Annotated in this window: 13 protein-coding genes; all 13 read right to left on the bottom strand. The window is 46.1% G+C overall.

Annotated features, from left to right (window positions below):
• Nucleotides 1–212: transposase (locus BLU30_RS13560; protein ID WP_479691036.1), on the bottom strand; the 212-nt coding region annotated here is incomplete at its 3' end.
• A 145-nt stretch (nt 213–357) separates the two neighbouring features.
• Nucleotides 358–783, bottom strand: coding sequence for a very short patch repair endonuclease (locus BLU30_RS13565; RefSeq protein ID WP_090247186.1), 426 nt, complete (start codon nt 781–783; stop codon nt 358–360).
• Nucleotides 749–2,023, bottom strand: coding sequence for a DNA cytosine methyltransferase (locus tag BLU30_RS13570; RefSeq protein ID WP_090247188.1), 1,275 nt, complete (start codon nt 2,021–2,023; stop codon nt 749–751). The genes BLU30_RS13565 and BLU30_RS13570 overlap by 35 nt, the downstream gene beginning before the upstream one ends.
• Nucleotides 2,024–2,057: 34 nt before the next feature.
• A complete protein-coding gene (locus BLU30_RS13575) occupies nt 2,058–4,133 on the bottom strand; it encodes an AIPR family protein (protein ID WP_090247189.1) in 2,076 nt (691 codons plus the stop codon).
• Between the two features lies 1 nt (nt 4,134).
• Nucleotides 4,135–5,058, bottom strand: a complete 924-nt coding sequence (locus BLU30_RS13580) for a PD-(D/E)XK motif protein (RefSeq protein WP_090247191.1) — start codon at nt 5,056–5,058, stop codon at nt 4,135–4,137.
• The gene (locus tag BLU30_RS13585; RefSeq protein ID WP_090247192.1) at nt 5,055–7,832 is read right to left on the bottom strand and encodes a Z1 domain-containing protein; all 2,778 of its coding nucleotides are present in this window, start codon (nt 7,830–7,832) and stop codon (nt 5,055–5,057) included. The genes BLU30_RS13580 and BLU30_RS13585 overlap by 4 nt, the downstream gene beginning before the upstream one ends.
• On the bottom strand, nt 7,825–9,279 hold the full coding sequence (locus tag BLU30_RS13590) for an ATP-binding protein (protein ID WP_090247194.1): 1,455 nt from the start codon (nt 9,277–9,279) through the stop codon (nt 7,825–7,827). Before BLU30_RS13590 ends, BLU30_RS13585 begins: the two co-directional genes overlap by 8 nt.
• A gap of 409 nt (nt 9,280–9,688) precedes the next feature.
• A complete protein-coding gene (locus BLU30_RS14590) occupies nt 9,689–10,120 on the bottom strand; it encodes an HIRAN domain-containing protein (RefSeq protein ID WP_090247195.1) in 432 nt (143 codons plus the stop codon).
• 156 nt (nt 10,121–10,276) lie between these two features.
• On the bottom strand, nt 10,277–11,071 hold the full coding sequence (locus tag BLU30_RS13600; RefSeq protein ID WP_090247198.1) for a methyltetrahydrofolate cobalamin methyltransferase: 795 nt from the start codon (nt 11,069–11,071) through the stop codon (nt 10,277–10,279).
• A 3-nt stretch (nt 11,072–11,074) separates the two neighbouring features.
• Nucleotides 11,075–11,707 (bottom strand): cobalamin B12-binding domain-containing protein, encoded by a 633-nt coding sequence (locus BLU30_RS13605; protein ID WP_090247199.1) that lies wholly within the window; start codon nt 11,705–11,707, stop codon nt 11,075–11,077.
• Nucleotides 11,708–11,722: 15 nt separating this feature from the next.
• Entirely contained in the window at nt 11,723–13,270 is a 1,548-nt protein-coding gene (locus BLU30_RS13610; protein ID WP_090247201.1) for an FGGY-family carbohydrate kinase, read from the bottom strand.
• Nucleotides 13,271–13,318: 48 nt separating this feature from the next.
• The gene (locus BLU30_RS13615; protein WP_090247202.1) at nt 13,319–14,476 is read right to left on the bottom strand and encodes a uroporphyrinogen decarboxylase family protein; all 1,158 of its coding nucleotides are present in this window, start codon (nt 14,474–14,476) and stop codon (nt 13,319–13,321) included.
• 14 nt (nt 14,477–14,490) lie between these two features.
• A complete protein-coding gene (locus BLU30_RS13620; RefSeq protein WP_176770956.1) occupies nt 14,491–15,060 on the bottom strand; it encodes a glycerol-3-phosphate responsive antiterminator in 570 nt (189 codons plus the stop codon).
• Nucleotides 15,061–15,357: the final 297 nt, after the last annotated feature.

A 15,357-nucleotide genomic window follows, 5' to 3' on the forward strand; every position in this document is an offset into this window, starting at 1 on the left:
AGGTACTGGATGATGGGCAGCTTGATGAGGACCACCGGATCGATACTGGGGCGGCCATTATCCAGGCAGTATTGGTCTTCGACCAGGTCATAGATGAAGTCGAAGCTGATGGCTTCATCCACTAACCTTAGAATATGGTCCCTTGGTACGATGGTATCCATGGTGATGATCTGAGATTGTTCTCGTATGTTTTTTTCCCGTTTCGTCAGCATCTTTTTTTCCTCCGCTTTTGATGTTTTTATTATATCACGGATGACGTTCTCGCTTCTCTTCCAATCGAAAAAAGCCATAGAAACTTTATGGGTTTCTATGGCTTTAACGATAGTCTGAGCCACTTTCCGGTTTCAGGGAGCTGGCTTATTCATTTTCTTTATTTTGATTTAATTTATGCACCACATCTTTCAAACACTTATTCAAATTAGTCTTAAGTTCACACTCCCAAACAATCACAACATGCCATCCGGATTGTTCCAGATCCCGATAATTCATTTGGTCCCGCAACTGATTAGCTGTCAATTTGTTATGCCAGAATTCTCGATTACTTGCTGGCCATTTGAAGTACCGACAGTTTTCATGGACATGCCAGAAACAGCCATTAACAAAGATGACCGTTTTATATTTTGGCAATACAATATCCGGTTTTCCTGGAAGCTCTCTGACATTTTTTCGATAGCGAAAGCCTTTTGAAAAAAGATATTTTCGGACTATTTCTTCAGGCATTGTGTCTTTCCCCCGAATACGGGACATATTATAACTTCTCTGCTTTTTTGTATGAACATCCATCGGTATCATCTCCAAAAAAAAGTGATTTTATTCCTCTTGCAATTACCTCTGCCATGAGCGGAGGAACGGCGTTCCCGATTTGTTTAAAGGCATCTGTCCGGCTTTTTTCAAAATAGAAGTCATCCGGAAAGGTCTGAATCCGTGCAGCTTCCCGTACACTAATGGACCGGTTTTGCTCCAGTGAAGGATGGATGTAATAGTGACCGTCTTTGGAGATATGAGCAACAACTGTATGGCAGACATCATCATACGGGACGACCTTGAAACGGTCCAGAAAGATATTTTCTTTTTGATGCGTCTTCAATTCTTTCGGCAGGTCTTTATAAGATAGTTGTTCATCCTTTTCCATCTTAAGCACAACACATCGTTTATAGATATCCAGGTCCCTGGAATTATGACCACGGGTCACATGCCAGGTTAAATAGGGGAACCCATCATTGATGTGCAGGTCTTTTAAAAGCGGATTATTGCAGTCGTGGAATGCTGCGGGACAGCAGCCACCGGCTTTCAGTTCCGGCAAATCCTCAAACAACCTGCGAATTGTTGGTTTTACACCACTGTATAAACTCTCAAATTCCGGATAATGACCATACTCCATTGCTTCGGACCAGCCAATCAAAATAATTCTCTTTCGCTTCTGAGGGACACCATAATCGGCTGAATTTAATAATCGGTATTCAAAGCGATATCCAATAGCTTTCAATTCTTTCTTGATTTCTGTTATAATCTCACCATTTTTTGCGGAGCTGAGGCCACTTACATTTTCAAAGACAATTACTTTAGGCTGATACTTTTTTACAAAAGAAAAATACTGTCTGAAAAGGTAGTTTCTCGGATCATCTTTCATCCCATTTTTGTCCCGTGCTCTGCCGACAAGCGAGTACGCCTGGCAAGGTGGCCCACCCAAAATCACATCGATGGGGTGATTTCCCCTCAAAGCATCAATCTGTTGATAGATACCAAGTCTGGTTGTATCTCCAATTTCCTGATTGATTACCCGGGTTTTAACTTTCTCTGGAATCATAGCATAAAAAGCTTCCCGATTTATATTACCCAACAGATAATCATAATATGTACAAAGTTGGTCTTTTTCTTTCAGGTAATAATATGCTTCCCTGGTTAATAAAGTCGTGGCCGCAGCTTTATCCATTTCCACATGGGCCAGGATTTCGAAATCCTCCAGTCTACGGAATCCCTCAGACAGCCCACCGGCCCCTGCAAACAAATCAATACAAAGCATTTTACCTCACCTCCTTTGCGCAAATAGCTTTATTTTAACGTTTTGGCATCCCTTCGTCAATCAGTCTATTATATAAAGCAAGGAGGACTTTCGCCTGCCGGTGTGTTGGCGGTCTCCCGGTCTCCGTCATTTGACAGGCTAGTTTCAGGATACTCTTCTCCATATCTGATATCGGTACTGATTGCTGCCCCAGCCAGTCCCAAACCTGCTGCCAATACGACTGCCCCCATTGGATGACCTGTATTTGAGCATTGATTTCGTTATTCTCTTTCTGGTCTTTTTTTGCCGTTTCCTGTTCACTTATACTCTTATTTTTAGAAATCAGCATTTTTGAGAAATCATCAATAACGGTCCAATGTTCATCCTCCGCCCAGGCCCAGCACTCGGCTTTTTTGCACCATTCTGTAACGTTTTCCGTTTTTCTGTCATCCTTGGTAATGAACTGATATACTTCCTTCGTCGTTATTGCAAGCTGTTCTGTTTGTTCATAGGTCATGCTTTGCCTGTCCCATATCCGTTTATAATCTATTTCCTTCTGCGGATAGTTAACTTCGATAATATGGAACAAAACCGCCAGCGAATAAGTTACTATATTGGCACGATAGGATTTAACGGCCTTGTACCATTGCTGGTTTGAAACTAATCGTTCCGTCTCCCTGAACATGATGGCAACAGCACAGAGATTCCGGTAATAGACCTGGTTAAATCCTGTGTCTGATTTCTTCCACTGCTTATCGATTATTTCTGCAAATGCCCGCATATTCTTTTGTGCTCCGGTACTGACGATATGAGGACATTGTTCTTTCGTCATGATGTATTTGGCAAGATCAACTTTTTTTATAATCTGGTCTTTTGGGTTCAAAGTCAGAAATTGCTTCCGCTCCGATTGTTTCATCTTCATCTGTTCCTGGGTGTGCTGCCCCCTGGCACGTTCATAGTACCAACGCGTCTGATGTTGGTTTCCTCCAACAGGTGGCGCAAATGTTTTTCTGGACAACTCCTCCATCCGAATGTGGAAGGGATGGTTTGAGAAAAAGTCTGCCTCACTGACCTTGTTTTGAGTATTGGCACATCTGGCAATTTCGGGAATGAGTTCCTCAACCTTTTCACCTGATACAACAGAAAGCTTCACCGGCACAAAGATATGACTGACATCGCTTTTATCCTGTAGAACAGCATTGGCTATAGATGCCGTTGTCTGCCCTCCATTGATTATTTGCAAATCCTGTATTTCTGTTATCAGATTACCCTCCAGTTTCAGTTCTGCAGCCGTCGCAGCAATTCCATTATTATACGCAAAAAACAAATCCGGTTGTTGCATAATGGTGTTGCGGATTCCCTTATTCACCTTTCCCCGAACGCTGAGGAATGAACGCACATTCCCTTCAAGAAGACGGGATCCATGATCTATGTACATCCTCGCCAGTGTTTCTCCCTGTATGACGGCAAGATAAGATTCATAGGATTCAACGTCACTGGATACTGCTTTTATAGCAGGTATCCCTTTTGTTCCATATTCCGTAAAACAAATGCGAATACTCTCCCGCTGCATTCTTGATAGAGCAACATTATATAACCGATTCATATCCCAAATCGACAAATCAATCGGAACACCCTGAATATCGTCGTATTTTTGATTCCTTTTTATCTGTTTACTGATGACACGGTCTGTCAGTATATAAAACCTGATTTTCCGAATATCATATATTACTTTAGATAGAAGCAATGCAAATTCGTATGCTTCCTGGCTTTCTTCACAATTCTTTTCGATATATCCCTTAATGCACGCCTCAACATAATACCGCATTCGATTAAGATGGTTTTTTATCATGGTATTCGTCAGGGAGCTTTCCTGCAATTCATTGGTAAAATCACTAATCAGAATGATGATGGACTGATCAAACTCATCATAGTAAAATCCATCAATCTGCATCTTGTATTTCCCGTAAAATCCTTCAAAATAAGATAGGGAAAGGCTTTCAAACTCGTCTGATTCAATCATGGTATCAGTGGCGATTTCCAAAAATGCACTGGCTGAATCACACATTTCACTGGCAGCTTTTGCCTGAACATCGGCCAGTATGATTTCTTTATATTCGTTTATATCCATTTCAATTCCCCTGAATCTGATATTCCACTAAGGCTTCTATCATAATGTCATACGCGACTCTCACAATCCCAGTGGCTATGTCCTTCTTTAATATGACTGGAAAACCATCAGTAACCCGATAAAAAGATGTCTTTTTGTGTAGAAAACAAATAGTATCATAATAAACATCTTCAAAATACCCTGCCTTCAGCAGTTTTCTTTTAAAAAGAAATTGTGTCTCAATTGCTTCCAGCTTCATCTCTATGGATTTCACGCATTTATTAAGGTTAATCTGATTATCCCTGGTTTGATTCGATTTATCCAGGTAAAAAATCACCAAATAGCCGTAAATATCCGAATCCAGCTGTTCCAGCGAACTGATTTTGACTGTCAACGCACCGGTTGAGACTGCTTTTATTTCGCACCATCTTTCACCTGTCTCGATATCCTTATGGTTCTTCTCCGGTCCCATCCACGCTGTGATAGCAGCATCTCCACCGATTTTGGGTATTAGATATTGATTCAGGAAAAGCAATTCAGCCACCAGCCCCTTTATCTGATTATCATTTAAATATGGACTTCTTTCCCCTTTGAAGAGCTCGAGCCAGCATGACCAGGTATTAAGTACATTTATCAACAACTTTTGTTCCGTCTCAATGGTCGCACGTTCGATGATGTCTGTGCATAATTTCAGAAACTGCCGAAAATATGTGTCTTCATTCAGAACGAAACAGAGCTCAAAGCAGTGATTTTCTCTTCCTGTAAATATGGTCCGAATGATTCTGGTGGACCGGATTTCGCAGTATTGCCCCTTTCCCTTAATACAGAGTATCGCTTTTCCCATATTATAACCTGCAAAAATATCGTGGGGACATTCAGCACTAATCCGCTGGAAGGTATTATTGTCTTTACCTATTTTAAATTTACTTTCCAGGTCTGATTTCATACATCATCATCCTCATCAACTTCTTCTTCAAAGTATGACTGAAATGCTTCTTCCCGTTCTTTTTGGGCAATTTTATTCATCATGTATGTTGCCCGCTGGGATTCTGAATCAGATAATAATGGTATTCCAATACCGAATCCAACCAATGGACCATTCGAATTGAACTCCTGCACGATACCTTCTTCCTCTGGCCCACATTCTTTTTCAGGGGGCTTCAATTCAATAAGGTAGATACTTAATAGTGGATTTCGTTTAATACCATATTTAAACCGGTCTTTTTGGTTGGGTTCCCGGGATCGGCGGAATCCCGCTTCATAATCTTTATCGATTTCCTTTTGTATGTCCGTTATCGCATTGATTTCCAGACCAAATATACCATCCCCCTTACTCCCTAAACGTTGTTTACTGCCACTAATACAGATCACCTTATTATTCAGTATTAAACTAAAACTCCGTTTAACCTTTTTAATTTTTATATCATTCGTCAGTTGATATTCCTTTCCAGTCCCTTCAACAAACTGGATATCCCAACGATCCAGTTCGTGTCCACTATCGTTTTCAATAAATTCAGCCAATACCCCTGTATCAAAGTGGAGTGCCGTTGGTGAGACACTGATGTGTTGTAAAAAATCAATGATCAGATTTTTCTCAATATCAATATACCCCTGCATTTTGTTTTTTTCTTCCTTGGGGTACTTGATTGGACTTTTACCAATTTTTGAAACCATTCGTTTGATTGCTTCAATATTCTGGTCATTATTGCTTCTTTTTGTTGTAATATGTGGTGTTTCGATGACTTCACCACTTAAACGAATTCTATAGACTGCTTTTTCTGCTGTCCGCATTTTATTCTTTGCAGTCACATCAAGGGTAGCTATATCCGACCGGACCCGGATACCAAATTCCAATGGTGTCAGTGCAGTATCTTCAAATTTTTTAAGGTCACGGCGAAGTTCCTCTGTTGCCTCGTTAATATAGCGGTACCACTCCCTGGATTCTTCCGACATCCAGATCCGGCACAGTTCTTTATATTTCCCTTTATAGCCGAACCAACGTCCCATCTGCAGCAGGGTATCATAGGTTCTGGAATTCCGGTAAAAATAACTAATCATCAATCCCTCAAGGGTCAATCCCCGGGAAAGGCTGAGCCCACCAATAACAATAACCCGCAGACCGGTTTCTCTGTATTCATCATAATTCAAAGCATTGGGATGGTCCATATTGACGATTGCCGTTTTAATTCTCGCCGTCGAATCATACAAATGGTTGAATATCTCTTCCCAGCTGATATTGATATCCGGATAAATCTTTTTGTATGTATTGAAAAGCTCTGCAATTTCCGCTTCATTTTCAACTTTTTTAAATGGTTTACTTTTACATAAACGCAGCGTACATTGGAGCTTAGTCTTAATATAATCATCAATTAACCGTCTGACCTGTTCGTGAACATCCCTGCTTCTGCTTACATTAATCAACATTGCCCGATGTGTATTTGATTCTGATTCCGTCAAATCCCGAATTGTATTAGCAATGAAAAAAGCATTGATTGCTTCCTTCATATCTTTTGGAATAAAAGTAACATGATGGCCGCTTTTCTGTTTCAATGGAAGGCATGTCTCATTTTCAATTTCAGGCACATTTATTTCCTGGATCATGTATGCGTCACTGGCATTTTCAGAAAAAATATCCCGGGCACCCGTGTAATTATCCGGTGCATTCAGAGAGTAAATATAATCTTTTGGAAAAAGACTTTCCTTCTCCATTTCTTCATCTGTTTGCGGATTGATGAAAATATTAGCAAACGGTGTTGCCGTAAAACCAATATAACTTGCCTTTCTGAACAGATTCAATATGCGGACGATAGCCGCATTAGTTGCTGTGGGATCTTCATCTTGTTTTCCTGTATTGACCGAGGCATTATCGGATTCATCATCAATGAGCAACAGGGAGTACTCTACTTTCCCATCAGCATTATGCGAGGTGTTAAACCATTCCTCCAATGCTTTCAGGATTTTTACATTCTTTTTTACTACGAATAAAATAGTCCCATTAACAGCCTTCAGATCATAAATCATACTTGAAGCAATTTTTTTCTGGAAATCATTATGAACTGTTGTAACTGACATCGGATGCAGGTTTTCGTTATATTTCGCTGCCCCAATGGGTTTAGCGATTTTCTTTTGCATGTCATCGCTATCCCGTCCCACAAAACCAGCATCCAATCTCTTTTGGGTCTGTTTCCGAAGCCGCTCAATTGTACCTGTTAAAAGCACAATGGCTTTATATCCAACATCGGCAGCCTTACAGATTAATCCAGTATAATTGGCTGTTTTACCTGATTGAACATCTCCAATAATCAATCCTCTGCGTTGGAAACTATAATCATCTGATGGATTGCCAAGTAAATCAGTGATTTTATCCAGGATATCATCCATTGTATTAACCACATTCCCGGAAAACCCCATATCTTTTAATATATAGCTCCGATATCTGTCCCAATATTCCATCTTAAACTCACTTTTTTGTGCTTCAAACCAAGGTTTATGTCTATTCTCCCGGTCCTCAATCAGTGAACCAATTTCCATTTTTATAGAATTTCTGGACAACAATTCGTTTCTAACTGTTTTAATCTCCTGATCAGTCATGTTTGCAAACATAGACATTTTTTGGTACTGTTCAATTAACTGGTCGATATCTTCTTCCGTTAAGATTGTATCCCCATTTACAATACAACTTTGGAGGTTGTCCAATAACATCCTTTCACAACTATTCATGATTCTTTTCCCCTTTTAAGAATTCTTTGACTTTTGAAGACAGACAATATGGCGCAGTGGTATAGAAACCCTCAATCAATCCGGATTTATTCAGTCCAATTGACTCTGCCTGCTTCAAATTCAGTTTAATACTGTCTATCAACTCTATTTCATCCGGTGTATATTCGGTAAGTTTACCATTGGCACTATCGAGATACAAAGCCTGTAATGGCAAGGTATCTTCGATTAAGTCCAGTACCTGATTCAACAATTGCAATTCTTTTTTTCCGAGAATTTCTGCCAATATTTTCAGCTGAGGCAAATTGCGGTTAATTTCATACCTGTATTCATTCTCTCTGAGTGTCATCCTTTCCCATACATAATTAAAATCATTTTCTTTTTTATCTTTACGTCCGCGATAACTAAAAACCTGATCGCTTTTTTCCATCGATGATAAAACGCTGGCGTGGAGTTGCTGTTTGATAATGTCCGGCAGTCTTGCTTTGCTCTTCTTGATGTCCAGGCTCCACATACTGTCCAGTGTGTTGGGTATATCCACCATTACCCGGGCCAACTTACCCAATTCATTTTTTTTGTATAATCTGAACCATGTTCCCCAGATAATCAATCGCTCATTGCGGTAAACATAAAAACCCTGGTTCTCCTTCAGGTTTTCCTTACTTCCCACCAATTCAATGTCTTTCTGCTTGATTTTCGTTAAATGAGGTAATACATATGGTTTCACCGTAATGACTGATTTTTCAATCTTTATCTTTTGCTCTCTCAGGTTTATTGTCGCCTTGTGTTTTCTCAAAAACGGATCCCTTGCTGGAATTGGAGATCCATTTACCGAAATAACAATCCCCTTCTCTGTAAATCGATGAAACACAAGTGCCAGATGATCAATGGTCCTGTCCATTTGTACTTTCAGCGTCTGCGTCAGATCTCCGGTACTTTCTGAAATTCTGTCAAAATTCTGGAGTAATAAAAAAGTACCATGTGCAAGTTCCGATATTCTGTCAATTTCAGGTAGTCTTCTGATTTCACATTGGTCATACATAAGGACAGACCATTCTTGTTTGTCAATGACATGATCGATATCCCATCCGCAACAGCTTATTTTCCCATTCTTTTTACTAGCCACCGTCAGTTTTCGGCACTGGGATAACGAAGCGGATTTCATTCCCAGTCCAAACCGACCTAAATCCGAATCTTTCCGGTCATCATCCGGATCAGTGCTGCCATAACGCATAGCTTCAAATAATTCTTCTTCATCCATGCCATGTCCATCATCCGAGATGATAATGTATGGTTCTTCAATAGTATTCAATTCAATATTGATATTCTGAGAGCCTGCACCGATGCTGTTGTCAACCAAGTCAGCAATGGCTGACTCAAAGGTATATCCCAATGATCTGAGTGAATTCATCAAAACCGGTGCATGTGGAATGTTTGTTTTACTTTTCAATCCTCAACCTCTTACATATTATGTGAAATGTTTTAATGGTTATTGAGATTAGTATAACTTAATCGTTTATAATATGCAATTGTTGTCATTATTATACTAAATGAACGATTGGACACTCAACCTCTCACCTCGTTAAAGCCTTAATCAGGACCATCGATTTAGCTAGTAGTTTTCACTCGCTCTATAAGAATACTTTACCAGCAGCGCCTGATGGCACCTCAAACGTCTTGCCTGTCGCTTCGATGATTTCTGGGATACGGTCCCGGACCAATTTATTATAGGTTATTTTTGCCATGTTGTCCTCCATTCTCAAGATGAAATACAACTGTAAGTTGTATTAATTACGCTTTTATATTGTATTCTATGCTCATTCTGATTTAATTACCCTTTTTAGTTGTATTTAATACGCTCATTCGTAGTATTTTAATAGGAATTTCCCCACGATTCCCGATACATCTACCTCTGGGGATAGCTCTAGGATCCAATGGGGCTTGTCGTATTTCTGGACCCGGGCGATGGCTTGGGTGTCGAAGTAGGGCTGGATGTCTGAGGCCCATAGGGTGCCGTTGGCGACGGTTTTGGTGCTGTTGGCGACGTAGCCTACGGTGATGGGCTTGCCGTCTAGGTCGAGGCCGATGGCTACGAGGATGGCGTCTTCATCGTAGGGGTTGTCGGGTTCCTTCATGAGGATGACGGTTTGGCCGGGGGTGAGGGCTGAGGGTCCGAGCTTGTAGGTCATGCCGGCGACGGTGATGCGGCAGTGGGGCGGGGGCAGGGTGCGGCCCAGGGCGATGGCTTTTTCGATGAGGGCGGTGACCTGCGCTTTCGTATAAGTTTCCATTTTCATTTCTCCTTCTGCAATTGTTTTCTTTTCACTCAGTATAGCACTTCCCCCACCCCACTGCAAGATTCGCCAACTAAAAAAGGTACCCCGCTGGCTAAGTCAGGGTACCTTTCTAGTATTGGCATACAATGTATTGGTAAGGAGATGAGTAGTTTAGCTGCGTTTTTTTCGGAACCGTCTACTGTATTGCTTACAGAAGCGGTCCTGGCCCAGGAGGGCGGTGGTGGCTGCGATGGCGTCCATGATGGCTTCGTCGCAGGGGTCCATGACGGCGCTGTCCATGCCGGCGGCCATGGCGAGGGCCAGGAAATGCCGGTTGATGAGTTTGCGGTTGGGCAGGCCGAAGGAGATGTTGCTGAGTCCGGAGGTGATGTGGATGTCAGGGTAGCAGGCTCGGATGCCTTGGATATCTCCCTTGAGGTTCAGAAGGGAGCGGGCTTCGGTGGCCAGGGCTAAGACGCAGGGGTCCACATGGATGCGGTCCTGGGTGATCCCATAGGCGGCCGCGGCTTCGACCATGGCGATGGTGATGGCGACCTTGGTTTCGGTGTCCTTGGGGATCCCTTCGTCGTCGCTGCAGGTCAGGGCGACGACCTGCCAGTCGTTGTCCTTTAGGAGGGGGAGCAGCAGCTCGCATTTTTCCCCTTCTCCTGAGATTGAGTTGAGGAGGCCGGGCTGCTTGGCCAGTGGAAAGACCGCTTTGATGCAATGCGGGTTGGGTGAGTCGATGCATAGGGGTACATCGACTGCATCCTGGACGATTTCCATGAGCCAGCTTAGGTCCTCGATTTCACGCTCTGGTTCGGTGCCGGCGCAGAGGTCGATGAAGTCAGCGCCGGCGTCGGCCTGCTGCTTCGCCCGATGGGCGATGAATGGGGCATCCCGGTTTATGATGGCTTCTTTTACGATGGGGATGGCGCCATTGAGCTTTTCACCTATGATGATCATGGCTTAGGCCTGGCACAGGGCGATGGCGATTTCCGCGGCGCTGCCGGCGTCTTTTGCGTAGGCATCGCACCCGGTACGGTCACAGAATTCCTGGGTGATGGGGGCGCCGCCGATGAGGATTTTCACTGCGTCCCGCAACCCGGCTTCTTCAAAGGCTTTGACGACCTTGGGGGTTTCGGGCATGGTGGTGGTGAGGAGGATGGAGCAGGCGCAGACGTCGGCATGATGGGTTTTGACGGCTTCTACGAATTTTTCTTCGGGGACGTCGACGCCGATGTCGATGACGTTCAGGCCTCTGGCCTCCATCATCATGCGCACGAGGTTTTTCCCGATGTCGTGCATATCGCCTTTGACGCTGCCGAGGACGACGGTCCCCATTTCCTTGGCATCTTCATCCTTGAGGAGGGGCTTGAGGACTTCTGCGCCGGCTGACATGGCTTCACAGGAGCAGAGGACTTCGGGGATAAAGAGGATTTCATCTTTGAATTCCTGTCCCACGACGGCCATGCCGTCCATCATGGCGTCCAGGATTTCCTGGGCGCCGTGGCCGTTATCTAGTGCCTGCTGTACCAGTTGGGGCATGGCAGGGCTATCGCCTTCGTATAGGCAGTTGGTGATTTCTTTTAAGTATTCCATTGTTTCTCCTTGGTTTTATTCCAGGGCTAGCTTGACCAGGCGTTCGTATACGCCGGCTTTGGCTAGGGCCTGATAGGCGTCCTTGTACACGTCGAAGTATTGATTGTACAGGGCGTGGTTTTCCATGTTGGGTTCGTAGGTGCCGACCATCTGCACCATTTTTTCGACGGCTTCGGCGATGCTGCCGTAGAGTCCGGCGCCCTTGGCGGCCAGAATGGCGGCGCCCAGGGAGGTGGCTTCCTCGATGGCGGGGATTAAGACAGGCTTGCCGTAGATGTCGGCCTGGATCTGGTTCCAGACGGCGGATTTAGAGGCGCCGCCGCTGATGATGATGGTGTCGATGGCGACGCCATTGGTGGCCATCTGCTCGATGATTTCCCGGGTTTCGAAGGTGACGCCTTCCATGATGGCCCGGGCCAGGGATGGCCGTTCGTGTCCCAGGGTTAATCCGATGAAGGTACCACGGGCGAAGGGGTCCCAGTTGGGGGCGGCGGAGCTGGCGAAGTAGGGGATGCAGATGAGGCCGTCGGCTCCGGGCTTGATGTCGGCGACTTGTTCGTTGATGTAGTCGTAGGGGTCTTTCCCGGTTTCCTTGGATAGGGCTACTTCTGGGATGGCGAATTCGTTGCGGTACCATTTTAATGAGCTGCCGGCGGCATTCTGGAGGCCTTCGGTTTCCCATTTGCCGGCTACGGCGTGGGCGGAGCAGGGCAGGCGCATGCTGTCGTCGTAATATGCGCCATCCATATAGGCGAGGGTGACGGCGGCGGTGCCGACGGTGACCTCGACGATGCCTTTTTTGATGGTGCCGGTGCCGATGCCGGCGCATTGCTGATCCCCGCCGCCGGATACCAGCTTGGTCCCCGGGGCAAAGCCAGTGAGGGCGGCGGCGGCTTCTGATACGGTGCCGACGACTTCTCCGGATGGTACTAATTGGGGGAGCTTATCCCCGTCGATGCCCAGGGCGTCCAGCAGTTCTTTACTCCAGGTGAAGTCCTTGATGTCCATGAGGCCGTAGAGGGAGCCGTTGGACCAGTCTTCGTAGTAGCCTTCGGCCCCCAGCTTGTGGAGGATGCGTTCCTGGTCCTGGGCGAATTTATAGGTTTTTTCATAGATTTCGGGCTGGTGCTTTTTGATCCACAGGATTTTGCTGCCGGTCCAGGTGATGCCGTTGGGCAGGCCGGTGATTTCGTAATAGCGGTCGGCACCGATTTTTTCGGCGATTTCATCACATTCTTCGAAGGACCGGCTGTCTTGCCAGGAAATGGCGGTGCGCAGGGCCATGCCGTCTTTATCGACCGGGGTGAAGGTGCAGCGCTGGCTGGAGAGGCCGATGGCCAGGATGTCTGCCGGTGCTAAGCCGGATTTTGCGATGGCGTCCCGGGATGCCTCGCAGGTCATTTCCCAGGTCATTTCGCCGTCCTGTTCTACCCAGCCGGATTGGGGGAAGGTACAGGGGTATTCCCGGTATGCGCTGCTTATTTTATTGCCTTCGGTGTCGAAGATGATGACTTTGACGCCGGTTGTTCCGATATCGATGCCTGCAACATAATTGTGTTTCATTATAATTCCTCTCTCTTTTTTCTCTAGAATCATATGACCATGTCTGTATTATGCTTCGTCGATGGTGATGGGATAGTTCCCGTATTTTTTAACGCATTCTACCATGTGGATGAGGTTGGCGGCGCTGACGTCCCCCTGGACGTTATGGGCCGGTGCCAGCAGGAATCCCCCTCCGGGTGCCAGGGCCTTGATGGCGTCTTTGACTTCGGCGGTGATGTCATCCTGGGTGCCGAAGGGCAGAACCTTCTGGATGTCGATGTTGCCGTGGAAGCAGATGTCGTCGCCGAATTCGGCTTTGAGGGCGTAGCGGTCCATGTTTTTGGCGGCGGGCTGGACGGGGTCCAGGATGTCGATGCCGCATTCGATGAGGTCGCCGATGAAGGGCCGGACGGAGCCGCAGCTGTGGAGCATGACCTTGCCTGCCGGATTCTGAGCCTGTAAATGGGCCTTGGCGTCTTCCCACAGCTCCTTGAGGTGGGGCTTGACTACGTTGCGGAAGCTCCGGGGTGAGATGAGGGGCCGGTCCTGCATGCCGAGGTCCTCGCCGCTTAAGCGTAGGATGTCGACTTCTGCCCCGACGGCTTCCAGGCAGCATTGGTCGATGCGTTTTTGGATCTGGCAGACTTTGTCCAGCAGGGCGTGGGCGAATTCCTGGTTGTTGACCAGGTCCTTATACCACTGTTCGTGGCCGCGCATGTAGGTGGCGACTTCGAATACGGCGCCGGCGAATTTGGCCAGGATGGCCAGGTCGGTTTTTTCCCGGACTTCTGCGATTTCTTCTTTTAAGCCAGCGTAGCGGGCGGGGTCTTCGGGGTCCGGCCATTGGTAGGTTTCCAGGTCTTCGATGGTGGCGTTGGCCAGGGGCGGGTTCTGGAGCTCGAAGTAGAAGTGGCCGCCGTCGATCATGGTTTTCTTCCAGTAGCAGCCCCATTCGTCCACGAAGCTGCCGTCGGGCAGGTTTTTGCTGTGGACGGATTTAGCTGAGTGGGGGGAGATGTAGTACATGTCCAGCCCCAGTTTTTCGATCATTTCGATGGGCATCTGCACATCGGTCCAATGGCCCATGCGCGGGGTGTCCGGCAGATGGTCCATCCCCAGGGTTTTCTTCATGTCCCGGTAGACGTCGATGGTCAGGACCATGTCCACTGGGACCCGGTCGGGTTCCTGGTGGTTGATTGCTTTAATTACTCGCTCTCTTGAATTCATTATATCCTCTTTCTTTACAGGAACCATAGATCCCGGGCGCTGCAGACGATGTTCTGCGCCCCGGCCTCCTGCAGGATCTTTACGTCTGCTGCCCGCGATACGAGCCCGCTGCTGATAATGGGCTGGTCGAAGTCATCGCTGACCTTCCGGACGATCCTGGGTACGATTCCCGGTGTTAGTTCTATAAAGTCGGGTTGGGATTCTTTGATCATATGCAGTCCGCTTTGCAGTGCTTGATAGTCCATCAGGAAGATGCGATGGCTGGTCATCAGCTTTTCCTGCTTGGCCAGCTTGAGCATATGGGTTTTGGTGGATTGGATGCCGTCGATTTCGAAGGCTTCCTTTGCGAAGCGGATCCCGCTGCCGTCTTTTCCGATCCCTGCCACTAAGTCCATGTGGAAAAAGATCAGACGACCGCTGGCCTTGATGGCCTTGATTTCATTTTTTACTTTAAATACATCACCTCCTACCATGAATACCACGCGGACCCGGGATTCGAGTGCACATCGAAAATCCTCTGGCGTCCGGGCTGCCGCAATGACCGGATACTGTTTAAATTTTTCACGCGCGTCTTGGGTAATCATTATTCTCCCCCAATCTTTTTTAATACATCGGTTCTTCATAAGAGAACGAAAAGAAGCCACAAAAACAAAAGCGTCCTTTTGTTTTTGTGGCTTCTTCGTCTCTAGCCAATCTATTAATTAATGGTATTATACAACCGTATCCAGCCTTTGTCAATTCATTTTATGGGTAGTTTTTTGCTTCTTGCGTTCGCGGCTCCCTCCCGGCTCTGCGGGGCTCAGGCACTGAACGCATTCCGCTTCGCTTCTTGCGTTCGCGGCTGCGCCTGGCTCTGCGGGGCTCAGGCACTGAACGCATTC

It is taken from the genome of Eubacterium barkeri (genome assembly GCF_900107125.1).
Taxonomy (GTDB): domain Bacteria; phylum Bacillota; class Clostridia; order Eubacteriales; family Eubacteriaceae; genus Eubacterium_O; species Eubacterium_O barkeri.

Bases quoted from the DNA above. Each gene is read 5' to 3' on its own strand.
- BLU30_RS13610 (WP_090247201.1), bottom strand. From the start codon at position 13,270: ATGAAACACAATTATGTTGCAGGCATCGATATCGGAACAACCGGCGTC.
- BLU30_RS13605 (WP_090247199.1), bottom strand. From the start codon at position 11,707: ATGGAATACTTAAAAGAAATCACCAACTGCCTATACGAAGGCGATAGC.
- BLU30_RS13585 (WP_090247192.1), bottom strand. From the start codon at position 7,832: ATGAATAGTTGTGAAAGGATGTTATTGGACAACCTCCAAAGTTGTATT.
- BLU30_RS14590 (WP_090247195.1), bottom strand. From the start codon at position 10,120: ATGGAAACTTATACGAAAGCGCAGGTCACCGCCCTCATCGAAAAAGCC.
- BLU30_RS13570 (WP_090247188.1), bottom strand. From the start codon at position 2,023: ATGCTTTGTATTGATTTGTTTGCAGGGGCCGGTGGGCTGTCTGAGGGA.
- BLU30_RS13580 (WP_090247191.1), bottom strand. From the start codon at position 5,058: ATGAAATCAGACCTGGAAAGTAAATTTAAAATAGGTAAAGACAATAAT.
- BLU30_RS13565 (WP_090247186.1), bottom strand. From the start codon at position 783: ATGGATGTTCATACAAAAAAGCAGAGAAGTTATAATATGTCCCGTATT.
- BLU30_RS13600 (WP_090247198.1), bottom strand. From the start codon at position 11,071: ATGATCATCATAGGTGAAAAGCTCAATGGCGCCATCCCCATCGTAAAA.
- BLU30_RS13575 (WP_090247189.1), bottom strand. From the start codon at position 4,133: ATGGATATAAACGAATATAAAGAAATCATACTGGCCGATGTTCAGGCA.
- BLU30_RS13615 (WP_090247202.1), bottom strand. From the start codon at position 14,476: ATGAATTCAAGAGAGCGAGTAATTAAAGCAATCAACCACCAGGAACCC.
- BLU30_RS13620 (WP_176770956.1), bottom strand. From the start codon at position 15,060: ATGATTACCCAAGACGCGCGTGAAAAATTTAAACAGTATCCGGTCATT.